9 protein-coding genes, 1 tRNA gene, 1 other RNA gene and 1 pseudogene are annotated in these 10,556 nt (G+C 55.1%); all 12 read left to right on the top strand.

Annotated features, from left to right (window positions below; translation table 11 throughout):
* Nucleotides 1-1,526, top strand: a 1,526-nt coding sequence (locus QZ377_RS11595; protein ID WP_291441299.1) for an outer membrane homotrimeric porin, incomplete at its 5' end; no start/stop codon positions are given.
* A gap of 228 nt (nt 1,527-1,754) precedes the next feature.
* Nucleotides 1,755-1,831: transfer RNA gene (locus tag QZ377_RS11590), tRNA-Arg, on the top strand.
* 501 nt (nt 1,832-2,332) lie between these two features.
* Nucleotides 2,333-2,800 carry a nucleoside deaminase gene (locus tag QZ377_RS11585; protein WP_291441298.1) on the top strand — a complete coding sequence of 156 codons (468 nt, stop codon included), beginning with the start codon at nt 2,333-2,335 and terminating at the stop codon, nt 2,798-2,800.
* Between the two features lie 354 nt (nt 2,801-3,154).
* Nucleotides 3,155-3,949, top strand: coding sequence for a Nif3-like dinuclear metal center hexameric protein (locus tag QZ377_RS11580; protein WP_291441297.1), 795 nt, complete (start codon nt 3,155-3,157; stop codon nt 3,947-3,949).
* Between the two features lie 21 nt (nt 3,950-3,970).
* Nucleotides 3,971-4,741: a C4-type zinc ribbon domain-containing protein gene (locus QZ377_RS11575; protein WP_291441296.1), complete on the top strand. Its 771-nt coding sequence runs from the start codon at nt 3,971-3,973 to the stop codon at nt 4,739-4,741.
* Nucleotides 4,742-4,837: 96 nt separating this feature from the next.
* Nucleotides 4,838-5,197, top strand: an RNA gene (rnpB, locus tag QZ377_RS11570) — RNase P RNA component class A.
* A 22-nt stretch (nt 5,198-5,219) separates the two neighbouring features.
* Nucleotides 5,220-6,482 (top strand): 2-C-methyl-D-erythritol 4-phosphate cytidylyltransferase, encoded by a 1,263-nt coding sequence (gene ispD, locus QZ377_RS11565; protein ID WP_291441295.1) that lies wholly within the window; start codon nt 5,220-5,222, stop codon nt 6,480-6,482.
* A 15-nt stretch (nt 6,483-6,497) separates the two neighbouring features.
* Entirely contained in the window at nt 6,498-8,252 is a 1,755-nt protein-coding gene (locus tag QZ377_RS11560) for a long-chain fatty acid--CoA ligase (RefSeq protein ID WP_291441294.1), read from the top strand.
* Nucleotides 8,252-8,734, top strand: a complete 483-nt coding sequence (gene dtd / locus QZ377_RS11555; protein WP_291441293.1) for a D-aminoacyl-tRNA deacylase — start codon at nt 8,252-8,254, stop codon at nt 8,732-8,734. The genes QZ377_RS11560 and dtd overlap by 1 nt, the downstream gene beginning before the upstream one ends.
* A 28-nt stretch (nt 8,735-8,762) precedes the next feature.
* The gene (locus QZ377_RS11550) at nt 8,763-9,116 is read left to right on the top strand and encodes an STAS domain-containing protein (RefSeq protein ID WP_291441292.1); all 354 of its coding nucleotides are present in this window, start codon (nt 8,763-8,765) and stop codon (nt 9,114-9,116) included.
* Between the two features lie 43 nt (nt 9,117-9,159).
* A complete protein-coding gene (locus QZ377_RS11545; RefSeq protein ID WP_291441291.1) occupies nt 9,160-10,296 on the top strand; it encodes a FapA family protein in 1,137 nt (378 codons plus the stop codon).
* Nucleotides 10,293-10,556, top strand: a pseudogene (locus tag QZ377_RS11540) (hypothetical protein); the annotation flags it as partial. The gene QZ377_RS11545 and the pseudogene QZ377_RS11540, both read left to right, overlap by 4 nt.

Here is a 10,556-nt window from a genome sequence, read left to right as displayed (position 1 = left end):
CCATTGAATTTAAGGCACAGGGCGAATGGCTCATGGGCTTCGGCGTGGCAGATGCGCCCTTGGCGTCCCACGAACGTACCCCTGGTGGCAACTACGCAAAAGAAAAAGTTAACGACAACGATATATTCGGCGCTGCGCAGCGTCTGCGTCTGCAATTGGATGCCGTTGCTTCCGAAAACCTGTCCGGTACCGTTTTCTTTGAAATCGGCACCCAGAACTGGGGCAAAGCCGATGATGGCGGCGCTCTTGGTGCGGACGGCAACAACGTTATCAAACTGAAAAATGCCTACCTTGACTGGATCATCCCCCAGACTGATGCGCGCATCCGCATGGGTATCCAGGGCTTGGCCCTGCCTGACATGGCTGGCGGCTCTGCCGTACTCGACGGTGACGTCGCGGCTATTGTCGGCAACTACAAATTTAATGAAAATGTCGGCCTGACCGCTTTCTGGGCGCGCCCGGTCAATGACAACTTTGATGCCGGAAAATACGGCAACGGCGATGACAAGGCGAAAAACAACTATCTGGATAACATTGACCTTTTCGCCATAACCGTGCCTGTGACCTTTGATGGCGTGGAAGTAACGCCCTGGGCCATGTACGGCATGCTGGGCCGTAACGCCCTGCGCGGCCTGACTGCAATCAACGATAACGAACCTTGGGAAACCAGTGATGGTATCCTTGGGCAGAGCCTGCCCGGCCTGACGGAAGGATTCAATTTCGCTGGCGCTACTCCGCTTGATTCCCGCGCAACGAGCAAGCAGTACGGCAACATGTTCTGGGTCGGTCTGCCCATCGGCATTACCATGTTCGACCCGCTCAATATCGAATTCGACTTCAACTACGGCTATGTGGAAAGCATGGGCCGCTATGATGTGGTGAAGCGCGGCAACGATAGTGATGTGGTTCGCGGCAGCACCGAACGCCAGGGTTTTGTTGCCAAGGCTCTTGTGGAATACAAGATGGACTGGGGTACCCCCGGCATCTTTGGTTGGTACGGCTCCGGCGATGATGGCGATATCAAGAACGGCTCCAAGCGCATGCCCTCCATTGCAGGCGCGGGCAACTTCACCTCTTTTGTGGGTGACGGCAACCTTGCCTGGGGTGCCGGTCCCGGCGACATCTGCGACTGGAATATGACCTACGCCGGTACCTGGGGTATCGGTGGCCAGTTGAAAGACATGAGCTTCATGGAAGACCTCAAGCACACCCTGCGCGTGGCCTACTGGGGCGGCACCAACGCTCCCTCCATGGTCAAGTATATGGAATCCGCCTCTTCGTGGAACAGCGGCTTCGGCGTGGATGGTCCTTACCTGACCACCAACGATGGCCTGCTGGAATTCAACCTGATCAACCAGTGGCAGATCTACGAAAACCTGGAAGCCAACCTGGAACTGGGCTATGTTGTCAATATGATTGACAAGGATACCTGGAAGAAGGACGGCTACTACAGCGGCAGCGGCAACGGCTCGTTTGAAAAGCAGGACGCTTGGAAAGCGCAGCTCGTCTTTGCCTATAGCTTCTAGTTTCTGACAGGCCGGGGCTTGGATTTCAAGCCCCGGCTATATAAGGCCCACAACCGCGCGCGTCCCCTTCCCGCGCGCTTATTGATCCGCTGTCTTCTAAAGAAGGCGGCGGATTTTTACCATAACCTTCCCCCCTCCGGACGCTAAGAACACCTCCGTATGCCATGGCAGCAACGGATTCAAACAGCTTGACACTGTACGAAAGGATAAATATAACAACACGATTGCGCGCCCGTAGCTCAGTTGGATAGAGCGACAGCCTCCTAAGCTGTAGGCCACAAGTTCGATTCTTGTCGGGCGCACCATTATTTCAAGCACTTACTGCTCAACAGTGGGTGCTTTCTTTTTGGGACACACGTGGTGAACACATTGGGCATGTTAAGCCACAGGCAGGTCTGGAAAGTGCAGAAATATAAAACTCTATGCCAGAGCAGAAGGCACTTGTCTGACAAACTTCATGCGTATTTTAAGGCCGTTGGCCCCACTGCTATGATTTTTTCAAGCATGTATTCTTTTTTGTGTCCCCTGCATCAAGCCCGGCAGACGACGCAGATTTTTTTACCTGCTTTTCATTAAACTGACAGGCTCCGATACACCGAACACCTCCGCAGTGAGGGCACGCATTGCGCGATTGAGGTAGAAAAAGATCGCGAACAATCCCCAAAAAAGTTGTTACTTTCATAGAAAAATCCTACCCTGCAAATACGGTTGCCGCAACAGGGTGCGTGAGCAAACCTCCTGCGGGTTGCGTCTTCTGTACAAACGGATAAAAAGAACACGAGCAGAAAAGGAATCAGGGAGTCGGTATGGAAAACATGCATTTTATGGAAAGAGCCGTTGCTCTCTCCAGGCAAAGCATGGCAGCCGGTGGGGGACCGTTTGGTGCGGTGGTTGTGCGGGACGGAAAAATCATAGGTGAGGGTATGAATAGTGTCACACCTCATAATGACCCTACAGCCCATGCCGAAGTGGAAGCCATCCGGAATGCCTGTCGTGCGCTTGAAACGTTCGACCTTTCAGGCTCTGCCATATTTACGAGTTGCGAGCCTTGTCCCATGTGCCTTAGCGCCATATGGTGGGCGCGCATTGAAAAAATATACTTCTCCAATACTAAAGAAGACGCTGCTGGTGCCGGTTTTGACGATGCGGCCATATATTGCGAAATTTCAAAAAAATTGAATGAACGCACACTGCCTATAGAACGGCTTTATTGCAAAACCAGTTCCGAGGTCTTCCAGTTGTGGCAATCCTGCGAAGAAAAAACAGAATATTGATGCACGAAACCTTCTGTCGCATATTTTTTCCACGGTGTGCTGCAAAAAAGACTTTACGCTGTTCACCCGACCGTTTTTCTTATCTGACGCAAAGCCCTGCCCTACATGCTTGAGACAAATAGTGAACTTTTTCTCCTGCTGCCGAGATCTTGACAATATCCTTCGCGGCAGCTATGTAATCCAGATTCATAACCTGAGGCGCAGCGTGTTTTCGCGCAAAGTCAATACAGCGCGCCAATAGAGTAGGTACAAAAACATCTTGTCGGTATCGATCAAATTTCTTTTCACGCCGGTGTTTTTAGGCGCTTTCTCTGCAGAGCAAGAAAGTGCCTTTTTTTATGGTGAGGAACATTCATGCAACTAGCTGAATTAATTAAGTCCATAGAAGAAATTGCTCCGCTCAAGGCTGCGGCTTCGTGGGACATTTCCGGCCTTCAGGTGGCAGCCCTGCGCCAGAACATCAGCATTGTTGCCGTCTGCCTTGATCCCACGCCCGAATCTGTCAGGCAGGCTCTTGACCTTGGCGCACAGTTTATTCTGAGCCACCATCCGCTTTCTCTCAAGCCTGCTCTGCCGTCGCAACTTGACACATACCATGAAGTTTTGCGGCTGCTCATACGCGCAGATACCCCCCTCTACGCCGCCCACACCTCACTGGATGTGAACCCACAAGGCCCCGCAGGCTGGCTGGCTGCAGACCTTAACCTTGCGAACACAACAGTGCTTGAGCCGGTCAGCCCACAGCCATCGGATAAAAAAACTGCTCTCGGCTACGGCCTCGTAGGCGACCTGCCGCGGGCTCTGGCTATCAGCGATATTATCCACGCCCTTGAAAGCGTGCTTGATCTTTCCACAGCGACCCTCAGCGGGCCGCCTCCCGGAAAAATCCACCGGCTGGCCTATTGCACCGGTTCCGGTTCATCATTGCTGTCCGCGGCCCGTAATGCCGGAGCGCAACTGTTCATTACCGGAGACGTAAAATACCATACTGCGCTTGAAGCGGAAATTCCCCTGCTGGATGTGGGCCACCACAGCCTTGAAGAGGAAATGATGCGCCGCATGTGCCATTTGCTCCAGCAACAGCTTCATGGCGTTGCCGTTCACTTCGTGCCTTCGGCATCGCCTTTTCGCGCTGTTGCCCTGTCATGACTATCAGGAGGTCTTTTTATAATGAGTAATGCCGTTTACTTTGATCAGATAAAACAGCTTGTGGAACTGCAAAAGGTTGATGACGCCATTTATGCGGTACGGCAGGATATGGAGCGTGCCCCCACTGAACTGAACTCGCTTGAGCAGCGCTTCAATGCCAGCGAGACACAGCGCAACTATATTGTGGATAAGCTGACCCATCTTCAGGAGCAGCAAAAGCGCCTTTCACTTGAAATTGATGATGATGCCGCCCGCATTAAAAAGAGCAAAAACAAGCTCATGCAGGTAGAAAACACGCGTGAATATCATGCAATGATGCGCGAAATGGACGGCATGGAAAAAGTGAACCGCTCCCGTGAAGAGGAAAAAATGACTCTCATGGAAGAATTGCAGTTCCAAAAAGATGCTCTGGCCGAACTTGATCTTACACACTCTGCCGTCAAAGCCGAACTTGAAGTCAAGCGTGATGGTCTCGAAGAAAAGCTGCAAAAATGCACTGCGGCCCTTGCTGAACTCAATGCCAAACGGGCCCAGGTCAGCAAATTCATCCCCCAGCCTGTTTTCATGCGCTATGAGTTCATTCGCGAACGGTTGGAACACCCGGTTATCGTGGCCGTCAAAGAAGGCATCTGCTCGGGCTGCCACATTGCCGTTCCGCCGCAGTCTTTTATTGAACTGCAACGCGGTCAGCAGATTTTAAGCTGCCCCAACTGTCAGCGCCTCATATTCTGGTGCGAGCATTTCACCGTTGCTGAAGCACCCCAATGCGCTCCCAAACCGCTGACTGATTAATACTTTTCGGCGCATGAAAAGGGCCGGACCGCATTGAAACACATGCGGCCCGGTCTTGTGTGACGCGCTCCGTCACCCATGTGCCTCCATATTGCGGGAGTCGGACGGATCGTCGCCGCGGGGGTAACCCCGGGGAGGAAAGTCCGGGCTCCACAGGGCAGAACGCTGGATAACATCCAGGGGGGGCAACCTCCGGACAGCGCCACAGAAAGCAAACCGCCCGGCCTCGGCCGGGTAAGGGTGAAACGGTGGTGTAAGAGACCACCAGATGCCGTGGTGACACGGCATGCTCGGCATACCCCGTTCGGAGCAAGACCAAATAGGGAAGGCGGCCGGCCCGGCCGAAGCCTTCCGGGTAGGTTGCTTGAGGGTGCGGGCAACCGCACTCCTAGAGGAATGACGGTCACACACGGGCAACCGTGTGGACAGAACCCGGCTTACAGTCCGACTCCCGCATACTGTCAGCCAGAGGCCAGCCATGTCAGAAACTTCCGCGCCCCCTCGGGGGCAGCCTGTAAAGCCATGGGCCATACTGCTTGCCGCAGGACAAGGCCGCCGCCTTGCCGCTGCCACAGGTGGGCTTGCCAAGCAGTTTTTGCACTGGCAGGGTACCCCCCTCTATTGGCACGCCGCCGGAGCCATGAGCCGCAGCGCCGCGGTGGCGGGCATTGTTTTTGTTTTTCCCCCCGCCGATTATGACGCCCACGTTGAAAACCTGCGTGCGCTTTTTGCTGTTGATGATCTGGGGCTGCCCTACCTTACCGCGGCCGGAGGAACGCTGCGCCAGGACTCCGTACGTCACGGGCTGGCCGTGTTGCCCGCAGATGCCCGCCATGTGCTCATTCATGACGCGGCCCGGCCCTTTGTCAGCCCGAAGTTGATACGCAAAATATGCACGTCCCTTGAATCCGGCGCACCGGGGGCAATCCCCGCCCTGCCGGTAACAGATACCATAAAGACCGTATCGCACGGCCTGGTTACAGGCACCTTGCCTCGCCATACACTTGTGGCGGTCCAAACGCCTCAGGGCTTCAGTCTTGACCTTCTGCTTCAGGCCCATCGCCATGCGGAAATACAGCAACTGAATGTCACTGACGATGCCTCTTTGCTGGAAGAACTCGGGCATGAGGTCCATGTGGTTGAAGGAGAAGCCGCCAACGTGAAAATTACCAACCCCGAAGACATGGATCTTTTACGAAACACCGCTGTCCTGCCCCGTCCTTGTACGGGTATGGGCTACGATGTGCACCGTTACGCTCCGGGTGGCCGTCCCATGCGCCTTGGCGGTGTGCTCATTCCCGCAGGGCCGGAGGTGGCCGCACATTCCGATGGCGACGTGCTGCTGCATGCTCTGACCGATGCACTACTTGGCTGCGCCGGTCTCGGTGATATCGGTCAGCATTTTTCTGATAAAGATCCCCGCTTTGATAATATTTCTTCAGCGCTTTTGCTGGATGAAGCTCTGGATATGGTTCGTCAAAAAGGCGTGCAGTTGTGTCACGCCGACCTTACCCTGATCGCCCAGACGCCTCGTCTTGCGCCACATCGCGAAGAAATCAGAAAAAACATCGCCCGCCTGCTGGCTTTGCCCGCCGACTGCGTCAATCTTAAGGCCAGCACAGAGGAAGGGCTTGGGTTCACGGGCCGCGCTGAAGGTATCAAGGCATATGCCGTTGTTACAGCGTGGGCAGGTGCCCGCGCCGCCTTTGCGCCGCCGTCTTCTTTGCAACGCGACATCTGATTCACAAGGATCGCCATGAACACAGAACAGTATCGTCCCTGGTTCGCTCACTACGACGCCTTTGTGCCGCGCATCACAGAGGCATGGGATAAACCCCTCTATGCCATGCTGGACGAAGCGGCGGACAAATACCCCAACCGCCCGGCGGTCATTTTTCAGAACACTCGTATTTCCTACAAAAAGCTGCGCGAACGGGCAGAGCTTTTCGCCGGGGCGCTCAAACGCCTCGGGGTAAAAACAGGGCAGCGCGTGGCGCTTATGATGCCCAATATGCCCCAGACCGTGGTGGCCTTCTGGGGTATCATCAAGGCAGGGGGGGTGGTTGTCATGACCAATCCTCTGTACATGGAGAAAGAGATCATTGCCAATATGCAGGATTCCGGGGCAGAGCACATTGTCATGCTTGACCTGCTCTGGCCTCGTGTGTCTGCCCTGCGTGACCGCCTGCCGTTGCGCAATTTCATCGTCACCGGTGCGGCGGATGCGCTGTCTTTTCCGCTTAACTGGCTGTACCGGCTCAAAAAATCTCGTGGCAAAAAGATTTCCATACCGTATGACGGCAAAAGTGTTTTTGAATGGAAAAAGGTATTCAAAGGCGCAGAGCGGTATTCTGCCCCCATTGCCGATCCGCACACCGCTCCCATCATGCTCCAGTACACGGGCGGCACCACGGGCCTGCCCAAAGGCGTCACCCTCACGCATTCCAACCTTGGCACCAACTGCCGACAGGTTCTCGACATTATCAATGTAAAGGCTGAAGACCACCACTCCTTCATCTCGATTCTGCCTTTCTTTCATGTCTACGGCCTCACTACCGGCCTGATTATTCCTATCGCGCTGGCGGCCACTACCCTGCCTTTGCCGCGTTATGTTCCCCAGGACGTGCTGCGCCTGATCGGCAAACATAGGCCGAGCATCTTTCCCGGTGCCCCTTCGGTGTATATTTCGCTTTTGCAGCAAAAAAATCTTGCGCAGTACGACCTGCGCTGTATCAAAATATGCGTTTCAGGCTCAGCCCCCCTGCCGCGAGAAATTTTCCGTCAATTTCAGGACACTACGGGCGCTTCCATTCTTGAAGGCTACGGCCTTACCGAAGCCTCGCCCATTACCCACTGCAACCCGTTGGGCAAACAGGGGCAAAAGCCCAACTCCATCGGTATGCCGCTGCCCGGCACTGATGCCCGTATTGTGGATATGGAAGGGGGCTCCCTTACCCTGCCGCCCGGCAAGATGGGCGAACTTATTGTTTCCGGCCCCCAGGTCATGAGTGGCTACTGGCGGCGTCCGGACGAGTCTGCCAGCGCGCTGCGCAACGGCTGGCTGTACACCGGCGACCTGGCTACAATGGATGAAGACGGCTATTTTTATATCGTGGACAGAAAAAAAGACATGGTGATTGTCAACGGCTACAACGTCTACCCGCGTGAGGTGGATGAGGTGCTGCTGGAGCACCCCAAGGTGCAGGAAGCCGTAAGTGTGGGCATACGCGATGACGTGCGCGGCGAAGTGCTCAAGGCTTACGTGGTCACCCAGGACGGGGAAGAACTCACCAAGGCCGACATCGTTGCCTGGTGCCGCCAGAAGCTGGCCGGCTATAAGGTTCCGCGTCTTGTGGAATTTCGTAAAGAACTGCCCAAAACTATTGTAGGCAAGGTGCTCAGGCGCGCCCTGCGCGAAGAAGAAGAAAGCAAGGCCGCCAAACGCAAGCAGCGCAAGGCAAAAACGGCGACTGCGGAAAACAGCCAGGAACTAACTCAAGAGAATGCCTGATGCGCATACTGGTTCAAAGAGTTACTGAAGCTTCCGTGAGTGTCGATGGCCGCCAGGTGGCGGCCATCGGCCCCGGCATCACGGCTCTGGTGGGCTTCGGGCAGGAAGATGGCCCGGATTTTCATTCCAGACCGGCTTTCCGGGGTATGGCTCAAAAATTGGCTGGCTTGCGGATTTTTCCCGGCCAGGGAGAGCTTGCCAACAAGTTTCACACATCGCTTGAAGAATTTGGCGGGCAGCTTTTACTCGTGCCGCAATTTACCCTGTACGCCGACTGCCGCAAAGGCCGCCGCCCGTCCTTTACAGATGCGGGCAACCCGGTATGGGCCGAACCAATGTTTGAACATTTCGTGAAGATAGTTGACGAATCTTGCAGCGTCAGCGTATCTTCAGGTATCTTCGGCGCCGACATGGCGGTGCGCCTTTGCAATTGGGGTCCTGTCACCATCTGGCTTGACTCGCTCAGCCTGTTCGGCAGTTGATGCCCGCCCACCCAGGAGGCCCGGCCCCGTGTTTACCCTGCAAGCGGAGTCTCATAAAAACGTTACAGTCCTGCGCTATCTGGGCGATATGCTGTTGCCTGATGTTCCTCAGTTCAGCCGCCAGCTCGAAGCCTATCTTCTGGCTCCGGGCATCAGACAGGTTGTGCTGGACCTGAGCCGTGTAAACAAGGTGGACACATCCGGCCTTGGGGTGCTCGTCAGCGCCAGTACCAAAAGTCGTGGCCACGGCAGAAGGCTTGTGCTGCTCACACCGGCTCCACACGTTGTTGAGCTTCTGAAAAAAGTGGAAATCGAAGGTTTTTTTCCCACCTTTGACAGCGAAGAGGAATTGAAGGGTTTTATTCCCGACACTGCGGACTGACCACGCCTGAACGTTTAGTTGCGCAGGTCATTACGGATGGTGCATGGTGCAATACTATCTGCGGCATTACTTCAATCCCGATTTTGACTACCTCCACCTGAAGCCCGGTGGGGAGAACGGCTCTTCTGACGTTTACAGCCTGGGCTACGTGCAGAACGCCATCAACGGGCAAGTGCTGGCCGAGATCATCCCTCTGGAGGATGCGGGGCCGGAACCGGACCCGCGTTTTATATTGGATAAACCCCGTTTTCCTACCGGCTCAAACACACGCGTAGATCCTCACTACCCCAACTACCTGCTGGCCGCTGCCAACGGTTATGTTTTCTATCTTGATGGAAAAATCACTGTCAAATGTCTGCTCAATGTACGGCAGGACGTGAGCTTTCAGACAGGGAACATTTTTTTTGTGGGTGACATGGCCATTCATGGCTCCGTGCGTGCAGGCTTTTCCGTACAGGCCAACAACGTGCGCATCATGGGCATGGTCGAAGGCGGCGTGGTGCGCGCCCGGCGCAACCTGCTGATTGACGGCGGCGTGCGCGGTGGCGCGGGGCAGCACAGCCTCGTAGACGCCGGGGGCAAGCTGTTGTCTCCTTTTCTTGAAAAGGTGGAAGCACGCGCCCGGGACAACATCGTTATAGAAAAAAGCTGTCTCTACTCCACTGTGTACGCCGGAGCCAGCATGGTGGTGCGGGAACAGGCGTACGGCGGTATTATCAATGCCTACGGCAGCATGTATGTGGGCAGGCAGCTCGGTAACAAGGCGGGCATTCCCACCAAGATATACCTTGGATATGATCCGCTGAGCATACGCCAGCTTGAAAAAATTGATCATATCATTGCCCAGCAATCGCAGACCATTACCCACCTCAATGCAGTGGCCGGACACCTGCCGCCGGATACCAATGATGTAAGCCGAAAACTGCAGGCCCTGCGGGAACAGCGCAAACAGCTGATCCGGCGGCGTGACGAACTATGGGCGCGTCTGTCCATGGATGAAAGCTACATGCACAACTGCCGTCTTTTGGTTCCGGGGCGCATCTACCCTGGTGTGGAAGTCTCCATTGGCCGTGCCTTCCTGACCATTGACCGCGTTTATGAAAAAATCACATGCCGTCTGGTGGAACACGATATCGTTATTGAGCACATGCAGCACTCGCATCTGGGCACTTCTCGATGACTCAGACACAACAGCCCGTTTTTCAAGCCATCTTTTCTACAAAAACAGATCCCGGAAATACTGTCGCGCAGCCCCCTTGCGATATTGAAGCCAGAATCAACGGCCGCAGCTTTGCCATGCTGGCTCCCGGCGGACCGGAGAGAGAACAGGCGGCTATTACTGCTCTGCATGGCGACCAGCTAGACGACTCCCTTCCTGTTCTTCTTGGTTGCGGCATGGGGTACGCCTTGCGCCTTTTGCTGCAACGCTGCCACGGCCCG

The sequence above is a fragment of the Desulfovibrio sp. genome (assembly GCF_019424165.1).
Classification (GTDB): Bacteria; Desulfobacterota; Desulfovibrionia; order Desulfovibrionales; family Desulfovibrionaceae; genus Desulfovibrio.
This window is presented reverse-complemented; position numbering and strand designations above follow the sequence as displayed.

What these genes read in the sequence shown, in the direction of transcription:
- QZ377_RS11575 (WP_291441296.1), top strand. Translation starts at nt 3,971, where the DNA reads ATGAGTAATGCCGTTTACTTTGATCAGATAAAACAGCTTGTGGAACTG.
- QZ377_RS11560 (WP_291441294.1), top strand. Translation starts at nt 6,498, where the DNA reads ATGAACACAGAACAGTATCGTCCCTGGTTCGCTCACTACGACGCCTTT.
- QZ377_RS11545 (WP_291441291.1), top strand. Translation starts at nt 9,160, where the DNA reads ATGGTGCAATACTATCTGCGGCATTACTTCAATCCCGATTTTGACTAC.
- QZ377_RS11580 (WP_291441297.1), top strand. Translation starts at nt 3,155, where the DNA reads ATGCAACTAGCTGAATTAATTAAGTCCATAGAAGAAATTGCTCCGCTC.
- ispD (WP_291441295.1), top strand. Translation starts at nt 5,220, where the DNA reads ATGTCAGAAACTTCCGCGCCCCCTCGGGGGCAGCCTGTAAAGCCATGG.
- QZ377_RS11585 (WP_291441298.1), top strand. Translation starts at nt 2,333, where the DNA reads ATGGAAAACATGCATTTTATGGAAAGAGCCGTTGCTCTCTCCAGGCAA.
- dtd (WP_291441293.1), top strand. Translation starts at nt 8,252, where the DNA reads ATGCGCATACTGGTTCAAAGAGTTACTGAAGCTTCCGTGAGTGTCGAT.